At 72.5% G+C, this 14715-nt stretch carries 16 protein-coding genes; 7 read left to right on the top strand and 9 right to left on the bottom strand.

Going from position 1 to position 14715, the window contains the following annotated elements; translation table 11 throughout:
* Positions 1-8 precede the first annotated feature (8 nt).
* From ACIA6B_RS27410 to ACIA6B_RS27440, 7 genes are read right to left on the bottom strand one after another with little or no spacing between them, the layout of a single operon-like run.
* On the bottom strand, positions 9-713 hold the full coding sequence (locus ACIA6B_RS27410) for a dTMP kinase (RefSeq protein ID WP_396777629.1): 705 nt from the start codon (positions 711-713) through the stop codon (positions 9-11).
* Positions 706-3084 (bottom strand): phosphoenolpyruvate synthase, encoded by a 2379-nt coding sequence (locus tag ACIA6B_RS27415; RefSeq protein ID WP_396777631.1) that lies wholly within the window; start codon positions 3082-3084, stop codon positions 706-708. The genes ACIA6B_RS27410 and ACIA6B_RS27415 overlap by 8 nt, the downstream gene beginning before the upstream one ends.
* A 20-nt stretch (positions 3085-3104) precedes the next feature.
* Positions 3105-3338 (bottom strand): hypothetical protein, encoded by a 234-nt coding sequence (locus tag ACIA6B_RS27420; protein WP_396777633.1) that lies wholly within the window; start codon positions 3336-3338, stop codon positions 3105-3107.
* 20 nt (positions 3339-3358) lie between these two features.
* Positions 3359-4195: a hypothetical protein gene (locus ACIA6B_RS27425; RefSeq protein ID WP_396777635.1), complete on the bottom strand. Its 837-nt coding sequence runs from the start codon at positions 4193-4195 to the stop codon at positions 3359-3361.
* Positions 4188-4625 carry a type II toxin-antitoxin system RatA family toxin gene (locus tag ACIA6B_RS27430; RefSeq protein ID WP_396777637.1) on the bottom strand — a complete coding sequence of 146 codons (438 nt, stop codon included), beginning with the start codon at positions 4623-4625 and terminating at the stop codon, positions 4188-4190. The genes ACIA6B_RS27425 and ACIA6B_RS27430 overlap by 8 nt, the downstream gene beginning before the upstream one ends.
* A 43-nt stretch (positions 4626-4668) precedes the next feature.
* Positions 4669-5181, bottom strand: a complete 513-nt coding sequence (locus ACIA6B_RS27435; protein WP_396777639.1) for a hypothetical protein — start codon at positions 5179-5181, stop codon at positions 4669-4671.
* Complete coding sequence (locus tag ACIA6B_RS27440; RefSeq protein ID WP_396777641.1) at positions 5178-6173, bottom strand: hypothetical protein; 996 nt, start codon at positions 6171-6173, stop codon at positions 5178-5180. Before ACIA6B_RS27440 ends, ACIA6B_RS27435 begins: the two co-directional genes overlap by 4 nt.
* Positions 6174-6346: 173 nt before the next feature.
* Between ACIA6B_RS27440 and ACIA6B_RS27445 the strand changes: the two genes are divergently transcribed.
* From ACIA6B_RS27445 to ACIA6B_RS27470, 6 genes are all read left to right on the top strand, one after another.
* Positions 6347-7555 (top strand): acyl-CoA dehydrogenase family protein, encoded by a 1209-nt coding sequence (locus ACIA6B_RS27445; protein WP_396777643.1) that lies wholly within the window; start codon positions 6347-6349, stop codon positions 7553-7555.
* A complete protein-coding gene (locus ACIA6B_RS27450; RefSeq protein ID WP_396777645.1) occupies positions 7545-8789 on the top strand; it encodes an aspartate aminotransferase family protein in 1245 nt (414 codons plus the stop codon). The genes ACIA6B_RS27445 and ACIA6B_RS27450 overlap by 11 nt, the downstream gene beginning before the upstream one ends.
* A 13-nt stretch (positions 8790-8802) precedes the next feature.
* Positions 8803-9054, top strand: a complete 252-nt coding sequence (locus tag ACIA6B_RS27455; protein ID WP_396777647.1) for an acyl carrier protein — start codon at positions 8803-8805, stop codon at positions 9052-9054.
* On the top strand, positions 9051-10271 hold the full coding sequence (locus tag ACIA6B_RS27460) for a beta-ketoacyl-[acyl-carrier-protein] synthase family protein (protein ID WP_396777649.1): 1221 nt from the start codon (positions 9051-9053) through the stop codon (positions 10269-10271). The genes ACIA6B_RS27455 and ACIA6B_RS27460 overlap by 4 nt, the downstream gene beginning before the upstream one ends.
* 8 nt (positions 10272-10279) lie before the next feature.
* On the top strand, positions 10280-11305 hold the full coding sequence (locus ACIA6B_RS27465; protein WP_396777651.1) for an SDR family oxidoreductase: 1026 nt from the start codon (positions 10280-10282) through the stop codon (positions 11303-11305).
* A 336-nt stretch (positions 11306-11641) separates the two neighbouring features.
* The gene (locus tag ACIA6B_RS27470) at positions 11642-11860 is read left to right on the top strand and encodes a histone-like nucleoid-structuring protein Lsr2 (RefSeq protein WP_396777653.1); all 219 of its coding nucleotides are present in this window, start codon (positions 11642-11644) and stop codon (positions 11858-11860) included.
* Positions 11861-12053: 193 nt separating this feature from the next.
* Here ACIA6B_RS27470 and ACIA6B_RS27475 read toward each other — a convergent pair whose 3' ends face one another.
* Positions 12054-12572, bottom strand: a complete 519-nt coding sequence (locus ACIA6B_RS27475) for a TetR/AcrR family transcriptional regulator (protein WP_396777655.1) — start codon at positions 12570-12572, stop codon at positions 12054-12056.
* Positions 12573-12718: 146 nt separating this feature from the next.
* Between ACIA6B_RS27475 and ACIA6B_RS27480 the strand changes: the two genes are divergently transcribed.
* Positions 12719-13045, top strand: coding sequence for a rhodanese-like domain-containing protein (locus tag ACIA6B_RS27480; protein ID WP_396777658.1), 327 nt, complete (start codon positions 12719-12721; stop codon positions 13043-13045).
* Between the two features lie 212 nt (positions 13046-13257).
* Here the strand turns inward: ACIA6B_RS27480 and ACIA6B_RS27485 are convergent, their stop codons facing one another.
* A complete protein-coding gene (locus ACIA6B_RS27485; RefSeq protein ID WP_396777659.1) occupies positions 13258-14712 on the bottom strand; it encodes an alpha/beta hydrolase family protein in 1455 nt (484 codons plus the stop codon).
* Between the last annotated feature and the right edge of the window lie 3 nt (positions 14713-14715).

Consider the following 14715-nt stretch of genomic DNA (forward strand, 5'->3'; position numbering starts at 1 on the left):
CGTCGGCGTCACCGTACGCGGGAACCCTCCGCCCACAGGCCCTGCCCGCGCAGCGCGTCGAGGCAGGCGGCGGCGACCCGAGCGGGGTCGAGCTCCGCCGTGGGGATCACCTGCCAGGCCCGAGGATCGGCCATGCGCAGCAGCTCGCTGCGGACCTGGCGCTGGTACCGGGCGAACACCGAGCGGGAGCCCTCACCCCGGCGAGCCGGGCCGTATTCGGCGTCGTTGATGTCCTTCTTCCGGTCGGCGGCCACCTCCGGCGCGGTGTCCAGCAGCAACACCGTGTCCGGGGTGCGGACGGGGGCGAATATCGACCGGACCGCCTCCGGGTCGTCGGCGTGCCCGGCCGCGGTGACCCGGGCGACGAACTTGTGGTACCACCCGTCGGCCACCGTCACCTCGCCCCGCTCCAACGCCGGCCCGACGACGAAGCGGTCGACCAGGGCGTAGTAGCTGGCACGGATCAACGCCCAGTGCACCGCCCCGAGAGACGCGTAGTCGAACGAGTGCGTCCGCTGCTTCAACGACACCAACTCGGCGACGTACTGCGACACAACCCGCGGACCCACATCGGTGCTGTTGTGCGCGACCAGGGTGACGGGCACCCCGGAGCGGCGCAGCAGCCCCACCAGATGCGCCGCCGTGGTGGTCTTGCCGCTGCCGTCGATCCCCTCGAACGCGATGAACCGACCGGTCGTGCCCCGCTCATCCATGATCGGCCGGCTCCACCACTCGTACCCGGCCGGTGGAGCCGTTGACCTCCAGCATGGTTCCGTCCGCGACCCGCCGGGTCAGGTCCTTGATCTGCACGACGGTGGGGACACCGAGTTCCCGCGCGACGATCGCGACGTGGGTGAGCGGGCTGCCGCGCTCGATGAGAAGCGCGGCGGCGGACGGCAGCACGGCCACCCACCCAGGGTCGGTGCGGTACGTGACGACCACATGGCCGTCGACGCCGTCCGGGGTGTCCACCACGATGGCGGGGCCGGTGGCCGTTCCCGGCCCGGCCGCCACACCGACCATCTCATCCCGCGGGCCCACGGCCGGGGCGTCGTCGATGTCCTCGGCCCACTGTCGTCCCCCCGAGAGCGGATACACCGCGCCGGTCGTGGTGAACCGCTCGGGCGCCGTCACACCGGCGGCGCGGGTGACCGACCGGCGGGCCACGATCCCGGCCAGGTCAGAATCCACGAGCGTGCCCTCGTAAGCGCCGACGACCTCGTCCAGGGTGAGCAGATAGACGTCGTCGGCGGCGGCCAGCCGGCCCGATCGGGCGAGGTCCGCACCCAGCGCGCGAAACATGCGCTTGACCACACCGAAGGCCATCGTGCGCGAGAACCTGGTCTTCTCCCGGGCGGCGAAAGCGCGCTGGGCCCGGGTACGGGCCCAGCGGTAGGCGAGGCGACGGAGCGGGCCGAGGCCCCGCACATGGGGCGCGATGTCGGCGGCGGCCCGCCTCTCGCCGCCGCCGAGCGCCGTGGTGAGCAGCGCGAAGAACGAGGCGGGATCGTGCGAGAGTTCGGGCACCTCCAGCTTCAGCTCGTCGACGCTGCGATACCCGAAGCGGTCGATGTACGCGTCGATCCGGGCCAGGAACGCGTGGTGCCCGGCGTCGGCGAGGGCCTGCCGGGTCGCGGTCCCCTCGGTGTCGCGCACCAACGCCTCAAGCCCGGGGTCGGCCCGAACCTCCTCGGCCAGCTCGGCCAGCCGTTCCGCGGGCTCGACGGAGACCACCTTGCCAGGCCCGGCGGCGGCCCAGGCCAGCCAGGGCGGCGCGGCGGGCAGCCAGCGACGCGTGAGGTGCGCGAGCAGACCGAAGAAGACACCGATCGCCTGGTCGGTGATGGACACCGGGCCCCAGCGGGTGACGAAGTCCCGCTCCAGCGCGAGATAGCGGCGCAGCACCTCGTCGCCCGGCAGGCGGGTGTAGTCGACCGCGTCGTATGCCGCGAACGCCGCGTCGAAGCCGCTGAGGAAGCGCGCGACGATCCGGTCCCGGCGCAACAGGCGCCAGGCGAACACCGTCCGGGTACGTGCCAGCCTCAGCAAACGGGCGAGCCCCGCACCCGGCTCGTACGGCACCAGGGACTCCGCCACCTCCTTCGGCAGCGCCTCGCGGACGCCCAGGGTGAGTTCCAGGTTGCGTCGACCGTTGTCGTAGAAGGGCGCCAGTCCCACCAGGCGGTACCAGTTGTGCAGGTTGTAGTAGACGTGGCCGTCGAAGTAGCCCAACAGGAACGGGGTCCACTGCTCGACCTGGTCCAACGCCCTGCGGTCGAGTCCCAGCGACGCGGCGTAGTGCCGGTAGACCTCGCCGTAGACGCGCCTCGCGAAACTGTAGGTCAGCGGCGAGGTGACACCCCGGAAGCTCTCGATGATGTTGGAGTTGTCCCAGGTGCGGATCTGCCCTGGCGCAGCCTCCAACGCGCTCGTTATCGGCCGGCACTGCAGGACCCAGAGCTGATCGTCGGCGAAGGCCCACTCGATGTCCTGCGGTGTGTCCAGGCGCTCGTCGATGAGGTCGGCCACCGCGCCGAGTTGCTTGAGCAGTTCCACGTCGAGGCACGCCCGCGCGGCCTCGGCCGGCGTCACCGGGTGCGGTGAGACGCCGCCGCCGTCCGCGGGGGCGTACCGCTCGGACTTGTCACCCAGCACGACGGACCGCGCCGAGCCCGCCCGGTCCAGCACCACCGTGTCGGCGTCGACGGCCCCGGACACGAGTCCCTCGCCGAGCCCCCAGGTGCCGCTGACCACCCGCTCCGTACGCGAGCCGGTGAGCGGGTTGGCGGTGAACAGAACGCCACTGACCTCGGCGGGCACCAGACGCTGGAGGACCACCGCCAGCCCTCGGGGGATGCCCCGGAGACCGTGCTGGGCACGGTAGCTGACGCTGCGGTCGGAGAACGCCGACGCCCAGCATCCCAGGACCGCGTCCAGCAGGGCGTCGGTCCCCCGAACGTTGAGGAAGCTCTCGTGCTGACCGGCGAAGGAGGTGACCTCGCCGTCCTCCTCCAGCCCCGAGGACCGGACGGCGAGGGGCCCGTCACCCAACTCGTCCTGGATCCGCCGGATCGCCGCCCGCACCTGCGGGGCCGGGGCGCGCGTCAGAATGGCCTCCCGGAGTCGCCGGGCCTCCTCGGGGTCCCCGGCGGACCCGGCTCCCCTTCGCCCCGGTCGGGCTGGCAGCGTCGCAGGTGCTCGGTGAAGGCGTCGACCGGCAGCGCCCGCCAGTCGGGCACGGCGAGGCCGAGTTCGCGCAGGTCACGGAGCCCGGCGGCCTTGCGCCCGCCCAGGGCGGCGACCTCGGTGACCGGCATGCCCGGGTGGAGAATTCGCATCGCGGCTCGCTCTCGTCGGTTCAGGCCGTGGCGGCGGCGGTCACCGCCACCACCGCCGGCAGGATCACCAGCAACGGCAGGCCGGGCCACCACCGGGGCGGAAGACCACGGCGGTCGCGGATCCCGGCCTGGTGCGCGGCGGCCAGGCAGAACAGCCCCGCGACCGTCGCGGTGGCGACCGACACCGGAGCGTTCAGCAGACCGGTACGGCCGGCCACGGCGGCGACCGCCGCGCCGAGGGCGGCGATGACGGCGGCAGCCCGCACCCGGCCCTCGGGCGTCAGGTCGAAGGGCGTGTAGCCGGCGTCGCCGGGTTTACGGGAGAACTTCCAGAACTCGTAGGCGCACCACAGCACGAGGCCGACGGTGAGCCCGGCGCCCCATGCCACCGGGGCGTCGGCGGCGACCCGGGCGGACGGGAACACCATGATCGCGAGCGGCACGCTCTCGTAGAGCACGAACAGCAGCACCGGCCGCCGCAGTGCCCGGTGCCGCGCCACCAGGGGCCCCACCCACATGCCGGCCAACGCCACGGCCGCGGTCAGCACGGCCGCGGGTCCGGGCAGGCCGAGCAGCAGCGCCAGGGCGCCGCTCAGCACCAGGCCGGCGACCATGCCCGCCCGGCTGACCCGCGCCGGGAGTCGGCCCTGGGCGCGATCGCGGTCGAAGTCGTCGATGTCGTCCACCAGCCGCTGCGCCAAAAACAGCAGCATCGTGCCGGCGGCGCAGGCGGCGAGGGTGGCGGGCGGGACGCCGCCGTGGGCGAGACCCGCGGCGACCCCGGGAAGCGCGGCCACCACCATCAGCGGTACGGGGAAGCGGGCGGCCAGGTACGGGCCCACCGCCCAGCTAGGCATGCGCCTGCGCGCCCACGGCCGAGGCGATCTGGACGCAACTGTCCCGCAGCGCCTTCTCGGCGACCGGGTTCAGCATCTCGGCCAGCAGCGGGATGCCGATGTCGAACGTGGCCTCCATCGTGATGACCGTCCCGCCCGACTCGGCGGTCACCCGCCACTGCCCGGTGAACACGTCCATGTCTCCGTCGAGTTGCTCGAAGGACAGCGTTCGGCGCGCCTCGTCGACGACCTCCTCCTCACGCCACTCCAGGACCGAGCCCTTGAGCAGGACCGACCACGCGCTGACCCGGCGTCCGTCGGACAGCTCCCGTTCGATCTCCACCGACCGGACCACTGTCATGTAGGTCGGATAGGACTCGATGTCCTTGAGTCTGGCCCAGACCGCGTCGACACCTGCGGCGCAGACGGTCCGGGTGATCACATGCGGCATGACACTCCTCGTAGTCGACGGCGGCTCGCGGCGGGACACGCTCTCAGTGCAGCCACTGGATCCAGTCCAGCGGCGGCAGTCCGAGCCGTTTGCGCAGGTTCTCGTAGTCCTTGGCGATGCGGACGCTGGGGAAGAACCCGTCGGATGCGCGTACGGTCGGCAGCGCCGACGGCAGCTCGGCCACGACGAGATCGGTCAGCCTCCGTACCGCCGCGCGGGCCGTCTCGGCCTGCTCCCGCGACGCGCCCACCGCCTCCGGCAGCGACCGGCGGGTCGACTCGACCTCCGCCATCGGATCCCCGGGGCGGGCGTCGGCGAGGTGGATCGCCACCTCGCCGTCGTAGGTGTTGCCCTCCAGGCCCCGCAGCACCAGCAGGCAGTACCCGATCGACGTCACCGCCTCGGCCGCCGCCGCCACGACGGTCTCCCAGTCACGGTCGACGGTCGCGGCATCCATGTCCCCCAGTGAGCTCTGCACGTAGGTGAAGTAGACATAGGTCGCGGGGGCTGCCCGGTTGGCCACCCACCAGGTGTCCCACTCCGACGCCCGGGTCACCGTGGTTCTCCCGCGGGTTCGGCGTCGGCCGGCGATCGGCGGGCGGAGCGGTCGAGCGCGGCCGGGTCGACAACGGGACGCACCAGTCCGGCCCGCATCCATTCCAGAACCCGCCGGGCGCCGGCCTCCGCGACGGTCTGCCGGAGGCATCCGCCGGCCGGCGGCTCGCCGCCGTGCAGCCGGTGGTAGCGCGTCACGGCCATGGTCCGCCGGCCGAGGAGGACCGGCTCGCCGATCGTGCACTCCCGCAACTCGACCAGGGCGAGGGGGTCGTCGATCGGCCACACCAGTCGGGCGACGGCCGCCACCCAGTCGTCGAGGGTGGCCGGGGCGAACGAACGGCGTACGGCGTCGTCGACCCCGGCCGCACGCAGTCGCGCCGGGAGCCACTTGGCGCCCATCGGGGCAAGGCCACGTTCGGTGCACAACAGGTCGAGCAGCGCCCGCCCGCTGTGTCCCCACAGCCCCGCCGGGTTCGCGCCACCCAGCTCGGCCAACTCGGCCAGCGCCGCGTACAGCACGGTCAGCTCGACGCTGTGGCGCAGCAGGTGCGCCCGGATCACCGCGGCGTCGGCGGTGGTCAGCAGCGCGCCGTGTGCGGGGTCGAGGGGAACGGCCGTCATCCAGCGGGACAGGCACATCTTGCGATGGCCACGCGGCGCCGGGTGGAGCGCGATCGGTCCGACCTGCGTGTGCACCGCCGCACGGCCGAGTTCGGCGACCATCGTGGCGACCCGGACCGCGGGAAAGAATTCGATGTCGACCGGCACCTGATCGACGAAGAACAGATAGGGGGCGCTGTCCGGGTGCGCGGATTCGTCGAACACGTGGATATCGACGTCACTTCCCCCGTTGCCGAACCCCTGAGCCAGCGAGCCGACCAGATAGGCACGGCCATCGGCCAGCACACTCCCACCCGAGTCCCGCAATTGCGCGAGCGTGATGCCCACCTTCGACAACGCGCTCCGTATATCGGTGTCCTGTTTCAGCATCCCCGCTCCCGACGCCGCGGTGACATGTCTGCCACGATTCGACGATGCGTCGCCGTGGTCGGTTGGACGGTAACATCGCCGCCGGCACGTATTGCTGAAAAGCATTCAACAATGCCGATGGGTCACTGCCCTATATTCCGATGGAGCAGGCGTGATCATCGGAGGGGTTCCGGGTGAGCGATACCCTAATGAACTACGACTACCTGTGGCCGGACGTGAGTGCGCTCCTGCCGGCCGGCACGCTCGACGGCATCGCGAGTCGCGCCGCGAAGTCCGACGACGACGGAGAGCTGAATCTCGACAGCCTCGCCGCGCTCCGGGAATGCGGGTGGCCCGGGCTGGCCGTGCCCGTGGAGATGGAGGGCCGCGGGGCCGGCTTGGTCGAGTGTTGCGCCACCCAGCGCCTTCTCGGCAGCGCCGACCCCGGTCTGGCCATCGCGGTGAACATGCACGTGTTCTCCGTCGGGATCATGGTCGAGGAGTGGCGGCGGAACACCGACACCTCCTGGTTCCTGCTGGAGGCGATCGCGTCCCAGGGCAGACTGGTGGCCTCGGCGTTCGCCGAACCCGGGCTGGCCGGCAGCGTGTCGCGGGCCGGCATGACGGCGGTTCGACACGCCGACGGCTGGACGGTGAAGGGGCGCAAGACACCCTGCTCACTCGCGGGCGTCGCCGACCTGTACTGCACCCAGGCGCAGAGCGCCGACGGCGACCTCGTCATCGGCCTGCTCCCCGGGCACGCCCCCGGAATCACCGTCGACCGCACCTGGGACGCCCTGGGCATGCGGGCGTCGGGGTCACACACCGTCGTCTTCGACGACGTCCACCTGCCCCAGGATCTGGTCTTCACCGAAGGACGGGCGGGCGTCGAGGACGTCACGATCGACGCCGGACTCGTCTGGTTCTGCCTCACCGCCACCGCCGTGTACCTCGGGGTGGCGAAGGCGGCGGCCGATGCCGCCGGTGCGATGCTGCACCGCGGCCGGGTCGTGCACACCGGCGGGTCCCGCGCCCAACTTCCCACCTACCAGGGAGTTGCCGGCGGCGCGCTCAGCCGGCTGCTGACCCTGGAGGCGTCGTGCCTGGCCCTGGCCACCCAGATGGACGCCGGCCGCGACGCCACCGCGCTGCTGCCCTTCGCGCTCGCGCTCAAGAGCGAGGCCGTGGACGGCGTCACCGAGGCGGTCGCCACGTTCAGCGAGGTGTGCGGCGGGCAGTCGTACGGCCGACGCGCTCGGCTGTCCCGGCTGTGGCGCGACGCCCAGGCCAGCCGGTACCACCCGCCGACCCGGGCGGCCGTCCGGCAGTACCTGGGACGACGCCACCTGGGCATCGACGGGGGCCTGGACCTCTCGGACATCCCGGTGCGCGATGCGACGTGACCCGGTGGCGGCGGACACCTTCGGCGCCGTCCGCCGGCACCTCACCCCGGCCGCGGCGCTCACCGGCAAGGTGATCGGTCAGGGGGCGGTCGAGGAGTCCGCGGCGGGATGCCGCGTCCGGACCTCCGACGGCCGATCCCGGTTGGACTTCGGCTCGTACGGCGTGGCCCTGCTGGGGCACCGCAATCCCGCGGTGCTGGCCGCCGTGACCCGCCAACTCAACCAGCAGCCGGTCAGCACCCGGACCCTGGCCAACCCGGTCACGGCCACGGCCGCCACCCGGTTGGGCACCTATCTCGGCGCCGGCCTCACCCGGGTCTACCTCGGCGCCAACGGCAGCGACGCGGTCGAGGCCGCACTCAAACTCGCCCGCCTGGCCACCGGGCGCCCCACCGTGCTGGCGGTCCGCGGCGGCTACCACGGCAAGACACTGGGCGCCCTGTCGGCCACCTCGACGCCGCTGTTCCGGGCGGGGCTGCACGCGCTGCTGGGCCACGTCGAGCACCTCGACGTGGCCGACACCGCCGCGCTGCGGGTCAGGCTCCGCGCCGGGGACGTCGCGGCGGTGATCTTCGAGCCGGTCCAGGGCGAGGGCGGCGTCGTCCCCCTGCATCGCGACCTGCTGACCGAGTGGTGCGCCGCCGCGCACGCCGCCGGCGCCTTCGCCATCTCCGACGAGATCCAGTGCGGGCTGCGCCGCTGCCTCGCGCCGTCTGTCGCCGTCGCCGACGAACTGCCCGTCGACGCGGTGCTGTTCGGCAAGGGGCTCGGCGGCGGGGTGGTGCCGGTCTCCGCGGTCGTCTGCACCGATGACCTCTACCGGCCGCTGCTGGCCGACCCGTACAAGCACACGGCCACGTTCAGCGCCTATCCCCTCGGATGCGCCGCCCTGGTGGCCGCCCTGGACGAGGTCGAGCGGCTGGCCGGCCACGCCGTCGACCTGGCCGAGCGGCTGGCCGGGCACCTGACCGACCTCCGCGGCCGACACCCGGACGCGGTCCGCCAGGTACGCGGGCGGGGGCTGCTGTGGGCGATCGAGTTCGCCACCCCGCACCTGGGTGGCGAGGTGCTGGTGAACCTCGCCCAGGAAGGGCTGTTGGTCTCGCCGTGCCTGGGCCGACCGGAGTGCCTGCGTCTCATGCCGCCGCTGGTCGCCGGCCCCGACGACATCGACACCGCCCACCAACTCATCTCCGCCGCGCTCGCCCGCGCGGTGCGGGACGTCGAGGCATAGGAGGCCGCGCATCATGTCACCGTCCATCGACAGCATCGTCCGTCACGAGGTGGCCGCCGTACTCGGCATCGACCCGACCGAACTCGCCGGCGACGAGCCGTTCATCCGGACCTACAAGGTCGACAGCCTGGAACTGACCGAGATGGGTGTCCGGCTCGAACGGTCGCTCGGGCGGCGGCTGCCGGTGCAGACCCTGCGCGACATCGTCTCCGTCGACGACTTCGTCCGGGTGCTGACGGAACACCTGCGGGACGGCCAGTCGTGACCCGGTCGGTGGTGGTGACCGGCTTCGGTCTGGTCACGCCGGTCGGAAGCACGGTGGGCGACGCGCTGTCCGCACTGGACCGGGCCCGGGGTGTCGCCGCGGTCGTGCCCGAGTTGGTCGCCGACAACGTCGCCGTGTCCTTCGCCGCCACCGTGGCGGACTTCGCCGCCGCGCCGGAGCTGACCGACCGGCGGCGCAAGTACTACAGCCGTTCCGCCGAGATGGCGGTGACGGCGGCGCTGGCCGCCGTCAGTCACAGCGGCCTCAGCGGCGATCCGCTCCTGCGCGGCGCCGGCGTCGCCGTGGGAGTGGGCAGCGGGGGCGCGCCGCCGATGGAGTTCGCCGTGCGGGAGGCCGCGGGCGACCCGACCGGCACCACGGCCCTCCTGGTGCCACTGGCCATGCCCAACTCCCCGGCCGCCGCCCTCGCCCTCATGCTGGGTGCGCACGGCTCCGCCACGACGTATGCCGCCGCCTGCGCCAGCGGCACGACCGCCATCGGCGAGGCGTTCCGCAAGGTCCAGTACGGCGAGCTGGACGTGGCCGTGGCCGGCGGAACGGACGCGCCGGTCACCCCCCACATCATGACCGGGATGGCGCGTCTGGGTGTCATGGCCACCGCCTCCGACGACCCCGGCCGGGCCTGCCGGCCCTTCGACGCCGACCGCAGCGGTCTCGTCCTCGCCGAGGGGGCCGCGTTCCTCGTCCTGGAGGAGGAGACCCGGGCCCGGGCGCGGGGCGCCACCGTCCTGGGCCGGATCCTGGGGTACGGCACCACCTCCGACGCCCACCATCCGCTGGCTCCCGACGCGAGCGGTGCGGGCGGCGCCCAGGCGATCGAGTCGGCCCTCCTCGACGCGAAACTGAACCCCGCCGCGATCGGGCACATCAACGGACACGGCACGGGCACCCGGGCCGGCGACGCCGCGGAGGCCCGCTCCTACCGCACGGTCTTCGGCGACGCCTGCCCGCCGGTCACCACCTGCAAGGGGGTTACCGGGCATCTCTTCGGCGCGGCCGGGGCGATGGAGGCGATCGTCGCTCTCGAGTGTGCCCGGCTGGGCACGGTCTTTCCGGTGGGCAACCTGCGACAGCCCGATGTCGACATCGACGTCGTCGCCGGATCGACCCGCCGGATCGACCCGATGCCGGTGCTCAGCCACTCCTACGGCTTCGGCGGGCACAACAGCTCCCTCGTCCTCTCCCCCGAGCGATAGGAACATCGATGCGCATCCTGGTGACGGGAGCGGCGGGCATCGTCGGCAGTGAGACGGCCCGGTTACTTGCCCGGGACCCGCGGTTCGACGTGGTGCGCACGGTGCGCCGCCGCCCCGAGCCCGACGGCGGACCGCCGACCGTCGGCTGGGTGATGGGTACGGAGGACCCGCCCGCGCTACTGCGCGGCCCGTGGGACGTCATCGTGCACACCGCGGCGTCCACCCGCTGGACCATGGACCGCGCCGAGGCCACCCGCGCGAACATCGACACCCTGCGCGCGGCCCTGGCCCTGGCTACCGGCCGGACCCGGTTCGTGCACGTGTCGACCGCCTACGCCGACGGACCCGGCCCCACCGACGCGCCGGGGCGACCCGAGTACGACGGCTTCCGCAACGGCTACGAGTGGTCCAAGGCCGCCGGTGAACGGATCGTCACCGACTCGGCTGTCGGAGACTGCGTGATCGTCCGGCCACCGCTGATCCTGGGTGGACGGTCCACCGGGATGATCGCGGCGTTCACCGGCCCGTACACGCTCTTCCAGGCCCTCGTGTCGGGCCTGGCCCCGGCCGTCGTCGGCGCCCGCGACGGATATGTCGAGGTGGCCCCGGTCGACGAGGTGGCCGCGGCGCTGGAGACGTGCTGCCTCCGGCCCGGCGGCGGGCGGACCGAGGTGATCGCCGCCGGGACGGGCTGCCTGACCATGGACGCGTTCCTGTCGGCCTTTCTCGACGAGATCAACGAGTGGCGGCGCCAGCGCGGACGCGACCCGGTGCCGTTCCCCCCGATCGTCGCGCCGGACCGCTGGAAGCGACTGCATCTCCCGCTGGTACGCGAGCACCTCTCCCCCATGCAGATGCGCGCCACCGACCTGCTCGAACAGTTCGAGGCATACACCGCGATGCGCCAACCGTTCGAGCCCACCTTCCCGGTGGCGGATCCCGCCCAGGTGGTGCGCGCGTCCACCCGTTGGTGGGCGGACCAGGTGCCCCGCCGCGCCGGCCACCCCACCGAGGGCTGGCTCATGGCCCCGTGACCTCCCGGCCGCAGCGGAACCGAGCCTGCGGCGGGCGGGCCGGGAAAATCCCATCGCTGGCTCAGCATGTCTACGACACCGCGGCGCGCGGCTGCGCCACCGGCGACGTCGTCCTCGTCGACGACGCGAGGCGCTTCCCTCGGACTCGACCGCCGCAATACACGAAGCAGATTACTTGCTTTTCATTTCGCGTATACGTTATCGTAAGTATTCCACCTGGCACCGCCGAACCTGCGGGTCACCACGTCGTCATCCCCGCGGCACAAGCCAAAGAAGATCAACGACCTCGACCATCCGCAGACCCTCCCCGAGAGGATCCGACCAGAGGACGACCGAATGGCGAAGCGGATACTGCACAAACTCATCGACGACCTGACCGGTGACGACGCTGACGAGACCCTGCGTTTCGCCCTGGACGACACCAGGTACGAGATCGACCTCTCCGCGGACAACGCCCGGAAGTTCCGCGAAACCCTGGCACCGTACGTCGCACGCGGCAGGAGGACCGGCCGGAACACCCGGACGGCTCGGCGCGCCGGCGGAGGTCGTCGATGAGCCTGCGCCCGGACGCCGGCGCGAAGCGATCATCTACGCCGTCGGGGGCGCGTCAGGACGCCGGCGGCAGTGCGGAGATCCGGGCGAGGTTGGTCCGGGTCCCGCCGCAACCAGCCGGGCGCAGCGGCGCCCAGGGTCACCGCGTGGAACCAGAGCATCGACGAATCGGGTACCCAGGGGGACGGCCGGATTCTTACGGACTGGATCGCATCGCCGCGTGGGCGAGGCGGGTGAGGCCAGCTCGTATCCGCTGTTCGCCGAGTTCCGGCAGGAGCGCGGCCACGTGTTCGGCGGCCAGGGCGGCGAGCAGGGCGTGGGCGGCGTGTTCGGGGTCGGGTGTGGGGCCGAGCAAGATTGACATGTGGCGGTGCCAGAACCGGTAGGCGCCGATCCGGTACCGGGCACCGGGTGTCGAGGTCTCTGACATTCGGATCAGGGCCAGGTGTTCCAGCAGGTAATCGAGGTAGGCCCCGATGAAGGCGGTCAGGCGTTCCTCGGCCGGTGCGCCGGGGCCGAGGGGCGGCGGCCCGTGCAGGATCGCCTCCTGCAGCACGGACTCCCGGGCGTCCAGCAGCGCCGCGGCCAGCCCGGACTTGTCGCCGAAGCGGCGGAACAAGGTGCCCTTGCCGACACCGGCGGCTGCCGCCACCTGGTCCATGGATACCGCTTCGACGCCGTGTTGGGCGAACAACCTGCCCGCGGCCTCCAGCACGGCGGCGCGGTTACGTGCCGCGTCCGCGCGCTCCTTGGCTGGTGGGGTGCGCAGGAGCTCCAGGGGCGTTGCTGAAACGGACCGTGGTCCGCTATCGTGGTGAGGCACAACCGGACTATAGTCCATATCTCTCGGAAGGTAGCGACATGACCGCACTCATCACCCGCGACGAACTGACGGCGGCGATCGACGCCGGCTCCGTGACTGTGCTGGACACGCTGGGCGGCGAGTACTACGCCAAGCAGCACCTGCCCGGCGCCATCGAACTGGTCCTGGCCGACGTGGAAGCCGAGGCGTCCACCCTGCTTCCCGACCGCGGCGCGGCGGTCGTCACCTACTGCTCCAACCCGGCCTGCCCCAACAGCGGACAGGTCGCCGACCGCCTGACCGCTCTCGGTTACACCAACGTGCGGAAGTACCGCGAGGGCATCCAGGATTGGGTGGCGGCCGGGCTCCCCACCGAGTCCGCCTGAGCTCTGCCGAGGGAGGAGCAAGGTCGAGCGCCTGCCCCTCCCTCGGCAGTCACGCACACGTGCATCCGTCGCCGACAGGCGCGCACCCCGCCGCCGGGCGCACACCGGCAACCCGCTCCCGTGCGGCAGCCGCCCAGGTGCGGTCCTCGATCAACTCCTGGTGTTGCTCGTGGTCTGGAAACTACGGACGGGCCAGATCGGCTGGGCAGGGCTCAGCGTCGGCCGTCGGATCGGTGCACGGTGAGCTCGCCGTACGCCCTGAGTCGCGCGGCGAGGTCGCCCGGCGCGTTGCGCAGCGTGGCGTCCAGGAAGGCGACCGTGGTGGCGATGGTCATGCGCAGCGCGCCGGCGCGGCTCCGGGTGCCCACGAGCGAGGGGACCGGCGGCAGGAAGAGTGGCGCGTCGGTGAACGTCAAGTGCGCCGATCCGGGAACGACGAGCAGGTAGCCGGTCGAGGTGCCGAGGTTCAGCACGTGTGTCAACTGGGGAAGGTAGGTGGGGTTCACCGCCGGGTCGACCGGGTGGGCGAGCGCCAGTACGGGCTGGTGGAACGGCTGCGGGTGGGGATCGTGGGGGGCGCCGTCGATGTCGATGACGACTGCGAACCGGGCATCCTGCCGGGCGGCCAGCAGGGCGGCGGCTCCGCCGGCGGAGTGGCCGGTCACCGCGGCCCGGTCGGTGTCGAGGCGGTCGGTGAACGGCCCCCGGATCTCGCCGCGGTCGAGGCGGCCCAGTTGGGTCAGCACGAAGCGCAGGTCGGCGGCGCGGATTGCCGTCCAATCGTCCACGCTCCGCCGGTCCACGGCGTCGTCGCCGGTGGCACCGACCCGGGTACGGACGGTCGTGCCGTCGGCGAGGACGACAGCGGCGGAGTCGTACGGATGGTCGACGCCCACGACGACATAGCCCCGGCTGGCCAGTTCCTCGGCCCACGCGGTGTTCTGGGTGCGCACACCGCCGAGCCCTGGCGAGAACAGCACGATGGGGAACCGCCCGCCGGTGTCGGCCACGGCCGCTTCGGGCACCGACCAGGTCCGGGCGTCCGCGGCACCGTCGAGCAGGAAGCCGGGCGCGCCGAGATAGTGCGCCAGGGCACCGAACACGACGTGCGCCTCGTGCGCGGTGCGACCGCCGTACCGGGCCCGCTCATCGCCCACGGCGCTCGGGCGCGCCGGATACCACAGCTGCACCACGACGGTGCGGCGGTCGTCTGGCGCGGGTGTGGCGGTCTCCGGGCGGTCCGGGTCGGTCCACTGCAGCACCGTGGTGCCGACCCCGAGCTGCCCCGACGGTCGCGGAAAAACCGGCACGGGCAGCGCCCACGCCGCGGCGGGCCCGGTGGCGATGAGCCCCAGACACACCACCGTTCCCGGTAGCGCCAGCCACCAGCGGGCCCGCCACGCCGGCCGCCCGTCACGCCCTCGCACCAGCGCGGGCACGGCGAGCGACAGCATCACGGCCGCACACCCGAGAACCGGCACCAGTTGCCACCGCACCCCGACCACGACGAGCACCACGGTGGACGCCGCCACCACCGCCGCGGCACCGATCGTGGTCGGGCGGCGGCCAGCGGGCGGCAGCCAGCGGGCAAGCACCAGCCCGACAGCACCGAGCACCGCGAGGATTTCCGGCAGCGACATTCCGAGGCCCTGGATCGATTCGGTCACCCG

Source organism: Micromonospora sp. NPDC051141, from assembly GCF_044455765.1.
Lineage (GTDB): Bacteria > Actinomycetota > Actinomycetes > Mycobacteriales > Micromonosporaceae > Micromonospora.